Raw genomic sequence first — 16,138 nt, 5'->3', positions numbered from 1 at the left:
CAGGCTAGCGCAATCTTCAGGTGTGTTCATGATGCTGAAGAGTTCGTAACTGGCGCTTATGTCGCGTACTCCCTAGGGTCGACAGGGTGATCTCTGTTCTGGCCGGTCTCGGGCTCGGCCTGTCGCTCATCGTCGCCATCGGGGCGCAGAACGTCTTCGTGCTACGCCAGGGGCTGCGGCGGGACCACGTGCTCGTGGTCGTCGTGCTGTGCGCGGCCTCGGACGCGGTCCTCATCGTCGCCGGTGTCGCCGGGCTCGGCGCGCTGCTGACGGCCGCACCGTGGCTCGAGAATGCGGCACGAGTGGCGGGTGCGCCGTTCCTGCTCGGCTACGCACTGCTCGCCGCCCGGCGGGCATGGCGCGGCGAGGAGACGGGGCTGCGCGTCGAGGAAGCGGGCGTGGGCACCGACGAGTCCGGGCTGCGCGGCGACGAAGCGGGTGCAGGCAGCGCCGAGGCGGTGCTGCGCGTCGACGAAGCGGGCGTGGGAGGCGACGGCACCGGCGTTCAGGGCGCGGGGCAGGCCGGCGACTCTGCCGCTCCGGCATCCCCCACAGCGCCGGCCGCCGTCCGAAGGACGATGCCCAGACCGAGCCGAGCAACCGGAGCGCCGGGCTCCACCCGGTTGTCCGCGGTCGTGCTCACAACCCTCGCCCTCACCTGGCTGAACCCCCATGTCTACCTCGACACCGTGCTCATGCTGGGGTCGATCGCCGCGACACACGGCGACGACCGCTGGCTGTTCGCCGGCGGCGCGGTGCTGGGAAGCATCCTCTGGTTCACCGGCCTCGGCTTCGGCGCCCGGCATTTCGGGCGCTGGCTGCGCACGCCGCGGTCGTGGCGCGTGCTCGACGGCATCATCGCCGCCATCATGCTCGTGCTCGCGGTCGGCCTCGCGCTGCCCGTGCTCGGAGCGTGACCCCGGCTCCGGGCCGTCGCACCCGCGCACGGCGCCGCCCACGTTCGCAGAATCGCGCGAAGTTCGGATCGAAACGCCGAAATCGTGTGAACTTCGCGTCATTCTGTGAACTTCGTGCCCCCGGCATCCGGTGCCCACAGCGCCGCGTGCCCTGGGGCGCAGCCTGTCGTTTCCCCAACGTCCACGACAGGATGGAGCCATGAGACGCGTGCACGTGATCGTGTCCGGCGAGGTCCAGGGCGTGGGCTATCGGTACACCCTGCGGATGGTCGCGCGCGAGGCGGGCGTCGCCGGCTGGGTGCGCAACCGCCGCGACGGCACCGTGGAGGCCGAGCTCGAAGGCCCGGAGACGCAAGTGGACGAAGTGCTCGCGTGGATGGCGGAGGGCCCGCCCGGCTCCCGGGTCACCGGGGCGCAGGTGACGGATGCCGCGGCCACCGGCGCCGGCGGATTCGAGGTGCTGCCGACGGCGTGAACCGCGGCCCAGGCAGGGCGCGAGCCGCGGCCCCGCCACGGCGTGGACCGCGGCCCCGGCACGGCGTGACCGCGGCCCGCCACGGCGTGAACCCCGGCATCCCCCGGCACGGCGCCGGACAGACGACGACGGGCCCCACCCGAAGGTGAGGCCCGTCGTGCGTGACAGGTGTCAGGCGATGGAGTTGACGTCCAGCGGGATGCCGGGACCGAAGGTGGTCGACACGGCGCCCTTCTGGATGTAGCGGCCCTTCGCGCTCGACGGCTTCAGGCGCACGATCTCCTCGAGCGCGGCCTTGAAGTTCTCGTCCAGCTGCTCGGCCGTGAACGAGGCCTTGCCGACGATGAAGTGCACGTTGGCGTGCTTGTCGACGCGGAACTCGATCTTGCCGCCCTTGATCTCCTCGACGGCCTTGGCCGGGTTGGGGGTCACGGTGCCGGTCTTGGGGTTCGGCATGAGGCCACGGGGACCGAGCACCTTACCCAGGCGGCCGACCTGGCCCATGAGCTCGGGGGTCGAGACGGCGGCGTCGAAGTCGGTCCAGCCACCGGCGACCTTCTCGATCAGCTCGGCGCCACCGACCTCGTCCGCACCCGCGGCGATGGCCGCCTCGGCGGCCGGGCCGTTGGCGAACACGATGACGCGGGCGGTCTTGCCGGTGCCGTGGGGCAGCATGACGGTGCCGCGGACCATCTGGTCGGCCTTGCGCGGGTCGACCGCGAGCTTGAGGGCGACCTCGACAGTGGAGTCGAACTTCTTCGAGCCGGTCTCCTTGGCGAGGGCGACGGCCTCGGTGGACGTGTAGAACTTGTCGCGGTCGATCTTGGCCGCGGAAGCTGCGTAAACCTTGGACTTAGCCATTGTCGTTACCCCCTCAGTCCTCAACCGTGATGCCCATGGAACGGGCGGTGCCGGCGATGATCTTCGAGGCGGCCTCGAGGTCGTTCGCGTTCAGGTCGGGCTGCTTGGTCTCGGCGATCTGGCGCACCTGGTCCTTGGTGAGCTTGCCCACCTTAGCGGTGTGCGGGGTCGACGAGCCCTTGCCCACGCCCGCGGCCTTCTTGATGAGCTCGGCGGCCGGCGGGGTCTTCAGGATGAAGGTGAAGCTGCGGTCCTCGTAGACGGTGATCTCGACGGGGACGACGTTGCCGCGCTGCGACTCGGTCGCGGCGTTGTACGCCTTGCAGAACTCCATGATGTTGACGCCGTGCTGACCGAGCGCGGGCCCGATCGGCGGCGCCGGGTTGGCGGCGCCGGCGTTGATCTGGAGCTTGATCAGGCCGGTCACCTTCTTCTTCGGTGCCATGGTGATTTCCTTTCCTCGAGTGGATGCCGGTGGCATCCCTCTCCCGCGGACCCGGCCGTTCCGGGCGGCGGTGCAGTGCGCGGGCGCGCCGGAGCGCGCACGTGCAACCTCCCCATCCTACGTCATGTCCGCACCCCGGTGCGCCACAGGCCGGCAGGCACCCCGACAGGCACCGACGCCCCGCCGGTGCGGGCCGGCGGGGCGTCGGGTGCACAGCGGGTCGGACGACCCGGCGGTGTCAGAGCTTGGTGACCTGGTCGAACGACAGCTCGACGGGGGTCTCACGCTCGAACAGCGACACGAGCACGGTGAGCTTGCCGCTCTCGGGCTTGATCTCGCTGATCGAACCGGGAAGGCCGGCGAACGAGCCTTCCTTGATGGTGATGGTCTCGCCGATCTCGAAGTCGACCTCGGCCGGGATGGCCCGGCTCTGCGTGGCCGCGGCCTTGGCGCCGCCGCCCTTTGCCGGGGCGACCTCCTTGACCTCGACGAGCGACTTCAGCATGTTGAAGGCCTCTTCGAAGCGCAGCGGGGTCGGGTTGTGGGCGTTGCCCACGAAGCCGGTGACACCGGGCGTGTGTCGCACGACCGACCAGGTGTCTTCGTTGAGCTCCATGCGCACCAGCACGTAGCCGGGGATCCGGACGCGCGTGACCATCTTGCGCTGCCCGTTCTTGATCTCGACGACGTCCTCCATGGGGACTTCGACCTGGTAGATGTCCTCTTCGACCTCGAGCGTCGACTTGCGCTGCTCGATGTTGGCCTTCACCTTGCGCTCGAAGCCGGCGTACGAGTGGATGACGTACCACTTGCCGGGCAACGACCGCAGCTCGGCGCGGAACTCCTCGTACGGGTCGACCGGCTCGCTGTCCGCCTCGTCGTCCTCGTCGGCGCCCACCTCGGGGCCGTCGTAGGGGGTGACCTCGTCGGCGGCCTCGGCGGCGCGCTCGGCGGTCTCTTCGGCCAGCGAGTCGTTGAGCACCTCGGCGGCAGCGGCGGCCTCGGCGGCTTCGTCGATCTCAAGTGCGTCGTTCACGATGGCGTCTGCCTCCGGGTCGTCGATGTCGATGTCGTCCAGGTCGGCGTCGGACGGATCCGCGTCGTCGGCGTCGGTGTCGACGACGTGGACGGCGGCCTGCTCCGGCGCCTGGGCGGAGCGTTCCTGGTCGGCCAGGACGTTGCCCTCCTGCGCTTCGTCGTCCTCGCTCGACTGCTCGGCCGCGGTCGACCAGTCGGCGTCGTCGACATATCTTTCAGACACTTGCGTTCTCTTCCATTGGTGTGCGGATGCCGGTCGTCAGGGGCGTGCTTCGGGCCGGATTCAGCCCGGAATGCCGAAGATGACGTCCACGACCCACGTGAACAGCAGGTCGAGCCCGTAGACGAAGCCCATCAGGACGACGACGAAGCCGAGGACGACCGCCGTGAACTTGACGAGCTCCTGCCGGGTCGGGGTGACGACCTTGCGCAGTTCGGCGAACACCTGCCGGATGAACAGTGCGATCCGCTGGAAGAAGTTCAGCTTCTTCTCACGGGTCGCGCCGCCTGCCGCGACGATTTCGCCGTTCGGCTCATCCTGGACCATGCAACCCACCTGTGATGTGTTTCGTGCCAGCACGCTGCTGGCGCGTGGTGCCAGCGTGATCGCTGACGCGCGCAGGGCGGACAGGAATCGAACCTGCAACCTGCGGTTTTGGAGACCGCTGCTCTGCCAATTGAGCTACCGCCCTAAGGTCTGGCGACCCTGGGTGTCCACACCTCCACCGTAACCGGATCGCGGGATTTCCCGTTCGCTGGGCACGGCGAAAGAATGCAGACAACTGCGTCGTCCAGTGTACGTCATGCCCGCGGCGGGGAGCGAATCAGCCCGGCCGTGCTCAGTACTGCTGGATGCCGTACCGATCGGGCTCGTCGCTGCGCACGAAGGCGCGCCCCGACATCGAGGTGGGCGTGATGCGCACGTAGTTGTACTTCAGCGTGGGGATCCAGGGCTTCAGGGGCAGTTCGTCAGCGGCCCGCACCTCGTCGCCGGTGGTCAGCCGCTCGGCCCGACCGCGCACCACGACGCTCCAGGCGTCGGTCTCGCTGTACGCGTCGACCTCGAACAGCACCTCGTCGTTGATCGTCAGCTCGGTCAGCTTGCTGCCCTCGGCGGTGCGGAACACCAGCGAGGCGCCGTCGACGACGTAGTTGACGGGGAAGATGTCCAGCACGTCCCCGACATGCGTCACGAGCCTCCCCAGCGCCTGTCCGGCGAGGCGCTCCCAGCACTCCTGGTCGCTGAGCCGCGCGACCACTTCCGGGTTCTCTTCCATGCTTCCATCCTCTCGCCGATCGCGCCGCGGCGCCATCGCAGTCTCAGGCGATGCGAATGAGTTTCTTGTTCACGAACTCGTCGGCGCCGAGCAGGCCCAGTTCGCGTCCGGTGCCGCTGCGCTTGACACCACCGAAGGGCAGCCCGGCCTCGTCGGCGAGCACCAGATTGACGAACACCATGCCCGCCTCCAGGCGGTCGGCCACGCGCTGGGCCTGTGCCGCATCGGTGGTGAACACATACGATCCGAGCCCGAAGGGCGTGTCGTTGGCGATGCGCACCGCGTCGTCCTCGTCCTCGGCGCGATAGACCACGGCCACCGGACCGAACAGCTCTTCGCGATAGGCCCGCATCGCGGCGGTGACCCCGGTCAGCACCGTCGGGGTGAAGAAGGCGCCGTCGCGCGTGCCGCCGGTGACGACCTGGGCGCCGTCGGCCACGGCGTCGGCCACCTGCTGCTCCAGGCGCTCGGCGGCCGCCAGTGACGACAGCGGGCCCAGCACGACATCGTCGAACGGGTCGCCGACGGTCGCCGCCGCCATGGCCGCGGCGAACTTCTCGACGAACACGTCGTACAGGTCGGATACCACGATGAAGCGCTTGGCGGCGTTGCACGACTGGCCGGTGTTGTCCAGCCGGGCGTCGACCGCCTGCGCGACGACCGCGTCCAGGTCGGAGGTGCTGAGCAGGAGGAACGGGTCGGAGCCGCCCAGCTCGAGCGCGACCTTCTTCAGATGACGCCCGGCGACCTCCGCCACGGCCGCGCCGGCACGTTCGGAGCCGGTCACCGACACGCCACGCACCCGCGGGTCGGCGATCACGTCGGCGGCCTGCTCGTGCGAGAGGTAGAGGTTGACGTAGGCACCGCGCGGGAAGCCGGCATCGTCGTAGATGCGCGCGATCGCGGCCGCCGAGGCCGGGCACTTCTCGGCGTGCTTGAGGATGATGGTGTTGCCCAGCGCGAGGTTGGGCGCGGCGAAGCGGGCGACCTGGTAGTACGGGAAGTTCCACGGCATCACGCCCAGCAGCACACCGAGCGGGGCGCGCCGGATCACGGCGCTGCCGGCCCCTTCGATGGGCACCGGCACGTCGGCGGTGATCTCGTCGATGTGGTCGGCGTAGTACTCGGTGATATCGGCGGCGAAGTCCACCTCGCCGCGGGCGGCTTCGATCGGCTTCCCCATCTCGTTCACGATCGCCTCGGCCAGCTCGTCGCGGCGCTCGCGGTGCAGCTGTGCGGCCCGGCGCAGCAGCTCGGCGCGCTCGGCCGGCGTCGAGGTGCGCCCCCACCCTTCGGCTGCCGCGTGGGCGTCGGCGATGCCCTGGGCGACGTCGGCGTCGGTGGCGGGCGGATAGGTGGCGAGCTGCTCGCCGGTGGCGGGGTTGGTGACGGTGTAGCCGGTCATGTGTCCTCCGATCGGGGCGCGGATGGGCGCCGGTGTCACGCCGCCGCGAGGGATGCCGCGACGACGTCGAGTCCTTCTTCGAGCAGGGGGTCGCCGATCGACAGCGGCGGCAGGAAGCGCAGCACGTTCCCGAACGTGCCGCACGTGAGCACGATGACGCCGTCGGCGATGCAGGCGCGGGCGACGGCCGCGGCGAGGGCGGCGTCGGGAGCCCCGGTGGCCGGGTCGACGAACTCCGCGGCGACCATCGCGCCGCGACCGCGCACGTCTCCGAGGCGCGCGTCGGTCGAGCGGATGCCGGTGAGCCGGCCGGTCAGGATGTGCCCGATCGCTGCGGCTCGGGCGGGGAGTCCTTCGGTCTCGTACACCTCGAGGGCGGCGAGCGCCGCGGCGCACGCGACGGGGTTTCCGCCGTAGGTGCCGCCGAGGCCGCCGGGGTGCACGGTGTCCATGAGCTCGGCGCGGCCGGTCACCGCCGACAGCGGCATCCCCGCGGCGATGCCTTTGGCCGTGGCGACCAGGTCGGGTACGACGCCGAACTGCTCGCAGGCGAACATCGTGCCGGTGCGGGCGAACCCGGTCTGCACCTCATCGGCGATGAACACGACCCCGTGGGCGCGGCACCACTCGGCGACCGCCGGCAGGAACCCGTCCGCGGGGACGATGAAGCCGCCTTCGCCCTGGATCGGCTCGAGGACCACCGCTGCGACCTGATCGGCACCCACCTGCGCTTCGATCAGCGCGATCGCGCGTGCCGCGGCATCCACCCCGCTCAGCCCGTCGCGGAACGGATACGAGCCGGGCACGCGGTACACCTCGCCGGCGAACGGCCCGAAACCGCGCTTGTAAGGCATGGCCTTCGCGGTCAGTGCCATGGTCAGGTTGGTGCGGCCGTGGTAGGCGTGGTCGAACGCGACGACCGCCTGGCGTCCGGTGGCCGTGCGGGCGATCTTGACGGCGTTCTCGACGGCTTCGGCGCCGGAGTTGAACAGCGCGGACTTCTTGGCGTGGTCGCCCGGGGTGAGCCGGCCGAGAGCCTCGGCGACGGCGATGTAGCCCTCGTACGGCGAGATCATGAAGCACGTGTGGGCGAAGCGCGCGATCTGCTCCTGCACCGCGGCCACGACCTTCGGGTGCGCGTTGCCGACGGTGGTCACTGCGATGCCCGAGCCGAGGTCGATGAGCGAGTTGCCGTCGGCGTCGACCACGACCCCTCCCCCGGCGGCGACCGCCGCGATCGGCACGGTGTGCGCCACACCGGCCGCCACCGCATCGGCCTTCCGCGCGAGGATCTGCTGCGAACGGGGACCGGGCAGCGGGGTGACCAGGCGCCGTTGCTGGGGCAGGTCGGGCCCGCCCACCGGGACGACGTCGTCGACATTGACGCTCATGCTCCGAGCGTATCCCGGCGGCGACGGCCGCGGGTGGGTCAGTCCTGGGGCGCGTGGCTCTCGAGGAACTCGTACAGGTCGGTGGTGTCGACTCCGGGGAACGAGCCGGTCGGCAGCGTCGCCAGCAATGTCCGCGGGGTGCGCACGTTCGGCCACGCCTGGTCGCGCCAGTGCCCCTCGAGTTCGGCCGGTGCGCGGCGGCAGCACACCTCGACCGCGTGCCGCGACACGCCGCGGTTGGTGGTCTCACGGCCGATGAACCACTTCGTGTCGTCGAAGCGCACGCCCACACTGACCGAGTGCGCGCCTTCGCTCGAGGTCTCCACGCGCGCGGTGCACCAGTAGGTGCCGTTGCCCGTGTCGGTGTACTGGTAGTACGGGTTGAACTTGTCGGGCACGTCGAACACGACCCGGCTCGTCCACTTGCGGCAGCACAGCTGGCCTTCGATCGAGCCGAGCCGGTCGGCGGGGAAGTTCACGTCGTCGTTCTCGTAGACCTTGGTGATGGTGCCCGACTCGTGCACCTTCAGGAAGTGCACCGGGATGTCGAGGTGCCGGGTGGCGAGGTTCGTGAACCGGTGCGCGGCGGTCTCGTACGAGACCGAGTACGCGTCGCGCAGGTCTTCGATCGAGATCGCGCGCCGGTTCTTGGCATCCTGCAGGAACGGCACCGCATGGTCTTCGGGGATCAGCATCGCGCCGGTCAGGTAGTTGGTCTCCACCCGCTGGCGCAGGAACTCGGCATACGACCGCGGCTCGGCGTGCCCCAGGATGCGGCTGGCCAGCGCCTGCAGCACGGGCGTGCGCGAGTCGCCCTTGGCGGGCACCCGGCTCGACAGGTAGAGCCGGCCGTGGCGCAGGTCGGCGACGCTGCGGGTGGATGCCGGCAGGTCGGGCACGTAGTGCAGGGAGAACCCCAGGTGGGCGGCGATATCGCTGGCCGTGCGCTGAGTGAGCGGACCGCCCGGGTGGTCGACGGCGGCGAGCACCGCGCGCGCCCGGTCTTCGAGCTCGGCGAAGTAGTTGTCCTGCCGCCGCATGAGGTGGCGCAGTTCGACGTTGGCGCGCCGCGCCTCCTCGGGTGTGGCCGAACGCTCGTCACCGAGGCGCTCGATCTCCCCCTGTAAGGCCAGCAGGGCCCGCAGCACCTCGTCGGGGACGGCACGCCCGATGCGGAACGGGGCGATGCCCAGCGACTGGAAGGTCTGCCCCTTCATCGCGCGCTCGAGCGCGATCTCGAGCGTGGCGCGCTCGTCGAGGGTCTCCGCTTCGAGCAGCGCGTCTACGGTCACCCCCAGCGCCTTGGCGATCGCCCGCAGCAGGGTGAGCTTGGGCTCGCGCTTGCCGGTCTCGATCATCGACAGCTGGCTGGGGGCGCGTTCGACGGCCGCGGCCAGCTCGTCCAGGGTCATGCCGCGCGCGGTGCGCAACTGCCGGATACGACGGCCGATCGTGAGCGCGTCGGCCTCGTCCGCGGTGTCCGGGGGCGAAACATCGATGATCGTCATGTCCGCGAGTGTGTCACAGAACGTGAAGATCCAGCAAACTTCACACCGCACTTGGTCAACAGTGAGGTGGAACTTCACACAGAGTGGAGTCACGACCCGCCGGACCCCGGCATCCACCTCGCAGAAAGACAGGGCAATGACTCCCACCGCCACGGGCATCGCGCCCACCACCAGTGACATCGAGATCGACCCGATCCGTCCCACGACGGGACCGATCACCACCGGATCCGGAGGCATCGAGGTCCTCGGCCCGATCCGTGACCGCTACGACGAGATCCTCACCCCCGACGCCATCGCGTTCCTCGCCGAGCTCCACCAGCGCTTCTCGGGCCGCCGCCACGACCGGCTGTCCGACCGGCTGCGCCGCCGCTTCGAGATCGGCAACGGCCACGACCCGGCCTTCCGCGCCGACACCCGCCACATCCGCGAAGACGACAGCTGGCAGGTCGCCGGCGCCGGCCCCGGCCTGGAGGACCGCCGCGTCGAGATCACCGGACCCACCGACCCCAAGATGACCATCAACGCGCTCAACTCGGGCGCCAAGGTGTGGCTGGCCGACCAGGAGGACGCGACCAGCCCCACGTGGCGCAACGTGATCGAGGGGCAGCTGTCGCTGCGCGACGCCATCCGCGGCGAGCTGCGCTACACGAGCCCCGAGGGCAAGACCTACGAGGTCACCGCCGAGCAGACGCCGACCATCGTCATGCGTCCGCGCGGCTGGCACCTGACCGAGAACCACATCCGGTTCACCGACCGCGCCGGACGCGCCCTGGCGGCATCCGGTTCGCTCGTCGACTTCGGGCTCTACTTCTTCCACAACGCGCAGGCGCTGATCGACGCCGGCCGCGGCCCGTACTTCTACCTGCCCAAGCTGGAGTCGTCCGAAGAGGCCAAGCTCTGGGACGACGTCTTCACCTTCAGCGAGGACCACCTCGGCATCCCGCACGGCACGATCCGCGCCACGGTGCTCATCGAGACGCTGCCGGCGGCGTTCGAGATGGAGGAGATCCTGTTCGAGCTGCGCGACCACTGCGCGGGCCTGAACGCGGGCCGCTGGGACTACATCTTCTCGATCATCAAGAACTACCGCGGCCGCGGCGCCCGGTTCGTGCTGCCCGACCGCAGCGAGGTCACCATGACCGTCCCGTTCATGCGTGCCTACACCGAACTGCTCGTGCAGACGTGCCACCGCCGCGGGGCGTTCGCGATCGGCGGCATGAGTGCGTTCATCCCGAACCGCCGTGACCCCGAGGTGACCGCGCAGGCGTTCGAGAAGGTCGCCGCCGACAAGAAGCGCGAGGCCGGCGACGGGTTCGACGGCACGTGGGTGGCCCACCCGGACCTGATCCCGATCGCGCGTGCAGAGTTCGACGCCGTGCTGGGCGACCGGCCCAACCAGCTCGACCGCCAGCGCCCTGAGGTGTCGGTGCGCGCCGAGGACCTGATCGACGTGCACATCGGCCGTCCGATCACCGCGGCGGGCGTGCGCGGCAACGTGTCGGTGGCCATCCAGTACATCGAGGCGTGGCTGCGGGGCCTCGGCGCCGTCGCGATCGACAACCTCATGGAGGACGCCGCCACCGCCGAGATCAGCCGCTCGCAGGTGTGGCAGTGGATCCACCAGGACCGCCACACCGACGACGGCACCGCCATCACCCGCGACTACGTCGAGGGGCTGATCACCGAGGTGCTCGCCGAGGTCGAGCGTCGCGAGGGCGACCGGTTCGACGACGCCGCCGAGGTGTTCCGCGACGTCGCGCTGGGTGCGGACTTCCCGACCTTCCTGACCCTGCCCGCATACGCCCGCTTCCTGGTCGAGACCGACTGACCGGCCGAACGCGAACCATTTGAAAGAGGACGTGACATGACCACCTACACAGAAGACATCCGCGCGGTGGAGGCACTCGTGCAGCAACAGGGCGCGAGCTGGGAAGCCATCAACCCGGAGTCGGTCGCCCGCATGCGCGCGCAGAACCGGTTCCGCACCGGTCTGGAGATCGCGCAGTACACCGCCGACATCATGCGCCGCGACATGGCCGAGTACGACGCCGACTCGTCGGTGTACACGCAGTCGCTCGGCGTGTGGCACGGGTTCATCGGGCAGCAGAAGCTCATCTCGATCAAGAAGCACCTGAAGTCGACGAACAAGCGGTACCTGTACCTCTCCGGGTGGATGGTCGCCGCGCTCCGCAGCGAGTTCGGCCCCCTCCCCGACCAGTCGATGCACGAGAAGACGGCAGTGCCGGCGCTCATCGAGGAGCTGTACACGTTCCTCCGCCAGGCCGACGCCCGCGAGCTCGACCTGCTGTTCACCCAGCTCGACGACGCCCGCGCCGCCGGCGACGAGACCGCGGTCGAGTTCATCCAGTCGCAGATCGACACCTACGAGACGCACGTCGTGCCGATCATCGCCGACATCGACGCCGGCTTCGGCAACCCCGAGGCGACCTACCTGCTCGCCAAGAAGATGATCGAGGCGGGTGCCTGCGCGATCCAGATCGAGAACCAGGTCTCCGACGAGAAGCAGTGCGGCCACCAGGACGGCAAGGTCACCGTGCCGCACGCGGACTTCCTCGCGAAGATCAACGCCGTGCGCTACGCCTTCCTGGAACTCGGCATCGACAACGGGGTCATCGTGGCGCGCACCGACTCGCTCGGGGCCGGGCTCACGCAGAAGATCGCCGTTTCGCACACCCCCGGCGACCTGGGCGACCAGTACAACGCGTTCCTCGACGTCGACGAGATCTCGCCCGACGAGCTGAGCGACGGCGACGTGGTCATCCGCCGCGAGGGCAAGCTGCTGCGCCCGAAGCGCCTGGCCAGCAACCTGTACCAGTTCCGCCCCGGCACCGGTGAGCAGCGGTGCGTCCTGGACTGCATCACGGCGCTGCAGGCCGGTGCCGACCTCCTGTGGATCGAGACCGAGAAGCCGCATGTCGCACAGATCGCCGGCATGGTCGATGAGATCCGCAAGGTGATCCCGAACGCGAAGCTGGTCTACAACAACAGCCCGTCGTTCAACTGGACGCTCAACTTCCGCCAGCAGGCCTACGACGCGCTCGTGGAGCAGGGCGCCGACGTGTCGGCCTACGACCGCGCCGATCTCATGAACGTCGACTACGACGACACCGAGCTCGCGCGTCTGGCCGACGAGAAGATCCGCTCGTTCCAGAAGGACGCCTCGGCCCGGGCCGGCATCTTCCACCACCTGATCACTCTGCCGACCTACCACACGGCCGCCCTGTCGACCGACGACCTGGCCAAGGGCTACTTCGGCGACGAGGGCATGCTCGCCTACGTTCAGGGTGTGCAGCGCCGCGAGATCCGCGAGGGCATCGCGACCGTCAAGCACCAGAACATGGCCGGCAGCGACATCGGCGACAACCACAAGGAGTACTTCGCCGGCGACGCGGCCCTCAAGGCCGGCGGCAAGGACAACACCATGAACCAGTTCACCTGAACCGGCGCGATCGGAATCCGCCGCGGCCCCTCGGGGTCGCGGCGGATTCCCGTTTCCCGTCGAAATGTGAGCCTCTCCGTCCGCTGGATCTGTGACGCGCGCGGGGAGCGCGTGCCGACTACGCTCGAAGCGTGACCGAACGCGCTCCCCTGTCCCGCAAGCTGTCCGCCATCGCCGAATCGGCGACCCTGAAAGTGGATGCCAAGGCCAAAGCCCTGCAGGCCGCCGGGCGCCCCGTGATCTCCTATGCCGCCGGCGAGCCGGACTTCGCGACGCCGCAAGCAGTGGTGGATGCCGCGGCCGAGGCGCTGCAGAACCCCGCGAACTTCCGGTACACGCCCGCCGCGGGCCTGCCGGTGCTGCGTGAGGCGATCGCCGCGAAGACCCTGCGCGACTCGGGGCTCGAGGTCGAGCCGTCGCAGATCATCGTCACCAACGGCGGCAAGCAGGCCGTCTACCAGGCGTTCCAGGCGGTTGTGAACCCGGGCGACGAGGTGCTGCTGCCGGCACCGTACTGGACCACCTACCCGGAGGCGATCGCGCTGGCCGACGGCACCCCCGTCGAGGTGTTCGCCGGCGCCGAGCAGGACTACAAGGTCACCGTCGACCAGCTCGAAGCGGCCCGCACCGAGAAGACGACCGTGCTGGTGTTCGTGTCGCCGTCCAACCCGACCGGCGCGGTGTACTCGCCCGAGGAGACCAAGGCGATCGGGCAGTGGGCGCTGGCGCACGGCATCTGGGTGATCACCGATGAGATCTATCAGAACCTCGTCTACGAGGGCGCGCGCGCCGTGTCGATCGTCGAGGCTGTGCCGGAGCTGGCCGAGCAGACGATCCTGGTCAACGGCGTCGCGAAGACGTACGCGATGACCGGCTGGCGCGTGGGTTGGATGATCGGTCCCGCCGACGCGATCAAGGTCGCCGGCAACCTGCAGTCGCACCTGAGCTCGAACGTGAACAACATCGCGCAGCGCGCAGCCCTGGCCGCGCTCACCGGTCCGCAGACCGAAGCCGAGAAGATGCGCGCCGCGTTCGACCGGCGGCGCCGCCTCATCGTCACCGAACTGGCCAAGATCGACGGGGTCACCGTCCCCAACCCGCTGGGCGCGTTCTACGTGTACCCGGACGTGACGGGGCTGCTCGGGCGCGGGTGGGCGGGGAAGACCCCGACGACGTCGCTCGAGCTGGCCGACCTGATCCTCGAAGAGGCGGAGGTGGCCGTGGTGCCCGGCGAGGCGTTCGGTCCGTCCGGCTACCTGCGCCTGTCGTACGCTCTGGGCGACGACGCCCTGCTCGAGGGCGTCCAGCGCCTGCAGCGCCTGTTCGCGTGACGCGCTGCCGGCACGCACCCCGTGGTGCGTGCCGGCGTCAGAGCTCGACGCCGACGAGCACCGGTTCGGGCTGCAGGATGAGGCCGAACTCGGCCTGCACCCGCTGCTGGATGAAGCGTGCCAGCTGCGCGAGCTCGGCCGCCGAGGCGCCGCCACGGTTGGTGAGCGCGAGGGCGTGCTTGGTCGACAGGCCCGCCCGTGACCGCGGCAGTTTGAAACCCTTGCGCAGCCCGGCGTGCTCGATGAGCCACGCCGCGCTGACCTTCACGTCGGGTTCGATCGTGCTGGGCGGGGCGACGACGCCGGTGTACTCCTCGAGCGGGATCACCACGACCGGATCGAGGTCGGGCGTGACCGGCCAGCGCGGGCACTCCGCCGGCAGCGACCGGGCGAACGGTGCCGACACGATCGCGTTCTGGAAGAACGACCCGGCGCTGTAGGTGTCGGGGTCGTCCGGGTCGAGGACCATGCCCTTGCGGGCGCGGGTCGCCCGAACCGTCTCCCGCACCCAGGCCAGGGTGACCTCGTCGTCGGGGGCCAGACCCAGCGCGGCGCGCAGCTGGGCGCTGGGCACCGGGGTCGGCCCGTGCCCGACGACACGCAGGTCGAAGGTGGCCGAGAGGATCACCGCCGACCGGATCGGGACCGACCCGTAGTGGTGCTTGAGCACCGAGGTGCGGAAGCCCAGCTCGAGGTCGGCGGCGGGGACGGTGGTCACGTCGCCGGTGGCCTCGTCGATCAGGTCGACCTCGACGAGGGTCTGCACGATCTCCTGCCCGTAGGCGCCCACGTTCTGCACCGGGGCGGCCCCGACCGTACCGGGGATGCCGGACATCGCCGAGATGCCGCCGAGGCCGGCGGCCACCGAGTAGGCGACCAGGTCGTCCCATTCGTGACCGGCCTGCACACGCAGCCGGACGTAGCCCTCGCGCGGTGCGGGAAGCTCCTCGATGCCGCTCGTGCGCACGAGGATCACCGTACCGTCGAACGGTTCATCGCCGACGAGCAGGTTCGAGCCGCCGCCCACGACGAGCCACGGCTCGTGTGCCGCCCAGACATCGCGCAGCGCCGCGACGAGCTCTTCGGTGGTGTGCGCCTCGATCATGCGCCTCGGCGCGGCGCCGGTGCGCAGCGTGGTGAGCTCGGCGAGCGGGCGGGGGGTGATCTCGGGCATGTCAGGCGTCGAGGCGGACGCGCACCTGCGCCTTGCCGAGCACGGTCACATCCGCGCAGGTGACGGTGAGGTCGATGCGAGCGGTCTCGTCGTCGACGGCGCCGACCTTCGCGACGACGGTGAGGTCGGCGCCGGTGGCGGCGTCCACGACGACCGGTCGGGTGAAGCGCACGCCGTATTCGACGACGCGTCCGGCGTCGCCCAGCCAGCCGACGATGGTCTCGACGGCCAGGCCCATGGTGAGCATGCCGTGGGCGAGCACGCCGGGCAGGCCCACGCGGGCGGCCACGTCGTCGCGGTAGTGGATGGGGTTGAAGTCGCCCGACGCCCCCGCGTAGCGCACGAGCGCCTCACGGTCCAGGTGCACGGCACGCTCGGCGACGACCGCGCCGATTTCCAGGGCGGTCATGCGTCCTCCCCGCCGATCAGCAGCACCGAGGTCGCGGTCACGACGTGGGCGCCACCGGCATCCACCATCTCAGCCTCACTGGTGACCATCGCACCCTTTCCGAATGGGCGGATGCCGGTGATGCGCAGCTGCGCGGTCAGTTCGTCGCCGGCGACGATGGGCCGGCTGTAGCGGAAGCGCTGCTCGGCGTGGACGGTGCGTTCCAGCGCGATGCCGGAGTCCGGCTCGGCGAGCAGCTGCTGCAGGGTCAGATCCTGCACGACCATCGCGAAGGTCGGCGGCGCCACGACGTCGGGGTGGCCGAGGGCGCGTGCGGCGGCCGGGTCGAAGTGCTGCGGGTCGGTGGCGAACACGGCGCGGGCGAACTCGCGCACCTTCTCGCGCCCCACCAGGTATGCGGGCGTCGGCGGGAACTCGCGGCCCACCAGGTCAGGGTTCACAGACACC

The 16,138-nt window shown here is 70.0% G+C and carries 16 protein-coding genes and 1 tRNA gene; 5 read left to right on the top strand and 12 right to left on the bottom strand.

Annotation, left to right across the window (positions count from 1 at the left end; translation table 11 throughout):
* The first annotated feature begins 86 nt into the window (after positions 1-86).
* Positions 87-917, top strand: a complete 831-nt coding sequence (locus ACQ143_RS08820) for a LysE/ArgO family amino acid transporter (protein ID WP_449570318.1) — start codon at positions 87-89, stop codon at positions 915-917.
* Positions 918-1,116: 199 nt separating this feature from the next.
* Complete coding sequence (locus tag ACQ143_RS08815) at positions 1,117-1,392, top strand: acylphosphatase (RefSeq protein ID WP_449570317.1); 276 nt, start codon at positions 1,117-1,119, stop codon at positions 1,390-1,392.
* A gap of 171 nt (positions 1,393-1,563) precedes the next feature.
* Here ACQ143_RS08815 and rplA read toward each other — a convergent pair whose 3' ends face one another.
* From rplA to ACQ143_RS08770, 9 genes are all read right to left on the bottom strand, one after another.
* Positions 1,564-2,253, bottom strand: a complete 690-nt coding sequence (gene rplA / locus ACQ143_RS08810) for a 50S ribosomal protein L1 (protein ID WP_449570316.1) — start codon at positions 2,251-2,253, stop codon at positions 1,564-1,566.
* Between the two features lie 13 nt (positions 2,254-2,266).
* Entirely contained in the window at positions 2,267-2,698 is a 432-nt protein-coding gene (gene rplK, locus ACQ143_RS08805; RefSeq protein ID WP_449570315.1) for a 50S ribosomal protein L11, read from the bottom strand.
* 238 nt (positions 2,699-2,936) lie between these two features.
* Entirely contained in the window at positions 2,937-3,959 is a 1,023-nt protein-coding gene (nusG, locus tag ACQ143_RS08800; protein WP_449570314.1) for a transcription termination/antitermination protein NusG, read from the bottom strand.
* Positions 3,960-4,019: 60 nt separating this feature from the next.
* Positions 4,020-4,283, bottom strand: coding sequence for a preprotein translocase subunit SecE (gene secE / locus ACQ143_RS08795; RefSeq protein ID WP_449570313.1), 264 nt, complete (start codon positions 4,281-4,283; stop codon positions 4,020-4,022).
* 72 nt (positions 4,284-4,355) lie between these two features.
* Positions 4,356-4,428 (bottom strand) — tRNA-Trp (locus ACQ143_RS08790).
* A 147-nt stretch (positions 4,429-4,575) separates the two neighbouring features.
* Positions 4,576-5,013 (bottom strand): pyridoxamine 5'-phosphate oxidase family protein, encoded by a 438-nt coding sequence (locus ACQ143_RS08785; RefSeq protein ID WP_449570312.1) that lies wholly within the window; start codon positions 5,011-5,013, stop codon positions 4,576-4,578.
* Positions 5,014-5,056: 43 nt separating this feature from the next.
* On the bottom strand, positions 5,057-6,418 hold the full coding sequence (locus ACQ143_RS08780; protein ID WP_449570311.1) for an NAD-dependent succinate-semialdehyde dehydrogenase: 1,362 nt from the start codon (positions 6,416-6,418) through the stop codon (positions 5,057-5,059).
* Between the two features lie 35 nt (positions 6,419-6,453).
* On the bottom strand, positions 6,454-7,809 hold the full coding sequence (gene gabT / locus ACQ143_RS08775; protein ID WP_449570310.1) for a 4-aminobutyrate--2-oxoglutarate transaminase: 1,356 nt from the start codon (positions 7,807-7,809) through the stop codon (positions 6,454-6,456).
* A gap of 38 nt (positions 7,810-7,847) precedes the next feature.
* Entirely contained in the window at positions 7,848-9,317 is a 1,470-nt protein-coding gene (locus ACQ143_RS08770) for a helix-turn-helix domain-containing protein (RefSeq protein WP_449570309.1), read from the bottom strand.
* Between the two features lie 136 nt (positions 9,318-9,453).
* Here ACQ143_RS08770 and aceB point away from each other — a divergent pair, with 136 nt between their 5' ends.
* The 3 genes from aceB (at position 9,454) to ACQ143_RS08755 (ending at position 14,108) form a co-directional block, all read left to right on the top strand.
* Positions 9,454-11,145, top strand: coding sequence for a malate synthase A (gene aceB / locus ACQ143_RS08765; RefSeq protein WP_449570308.1), 1,692 nt, complete (start codon positions 9,454-9,456; stop codon positions 11,143-11,145).
* 36 nt (positions 11,146-11,181) lie between these two features.
* Positions 11,182-12,777 (top strand): isocitrate lyase, encoded by a 1,596-nt coding sequence (locus tag ACQ143_RS08760; RefSeq protein ID WP_449570307.1) that lies wholly within the window; start codon positions 11,182-11,184, stop codon positions 12,775-12,777.
* A 131-nt stretch (positions 12,778-12,908) separates the two neighbouring features.
* Positions 12,909-14,108: a pyridoxal phosphate-dependent aminotransferase gene (locus ACQ143_RS08755; RefSeq protein ID WP_449570306.1), complete on the top strand. Its 1,200-nt coding sequence runs from the start codon at positions 12,909-12,911 to the stop codon at positions 14,106-14,108.
* Between the two features lie 37 nt (positions 14,109-14,145).
* On the opposite strand, the gene ACQ143_RS08750 is transcribed toward ACQ143_RS08755, so the two are convergent.
* From ACQ143_RS08750 to ACQ143_RS08740, 3 genes are read right to left on the bottom strand one after another with little or no spacing between them, the layout of a single operon-like run.
* Entirely contained in the window at positions 14,146-15,282 is a 1,137-nt protein-coding gene (locus tag ACQ143_RS08750) for a UDP-N-acetylmuramate dehydrogenase (RefSeq protein ID WP_449570305.1), read from the bottom strand.
* 1 nt (position 15,283) lies between these two features.
* Entirely contained in the window at positions 15,284-15,691 is a 408-nt protein-coding gene (locus ACQ143_RS08745) for a MaoC/PaaZ C-terminal domain-containing protein (RefSeq protein WP_449570304.1), read from the bottom strand.
* Positions 15,688-16,137: an FAS1-like dehydratase domain-containing protein gene (locus tag ACQ143_RS08740; RefSeq protein WP_449570303.1), complete on the bottom strand. Its 450-nt coding sequence runs from the start codon at positions 16,135-16,137 to the stop codon at positions 15,688-15,690. Before ACQ143_RS08740 ends, ACQ143_RS08745 begins: the two co-directional genes overlap by 4 nt.
* Position 16,138 lies beyond the last annotated feature (1 nt).

The sequence above is a fragment of the Microbacterium pollutisoli genome, assembly GCF_053586795.1.
This window is presented reverse-complemented; position numbering and strand designations above follow the sequence as displayed.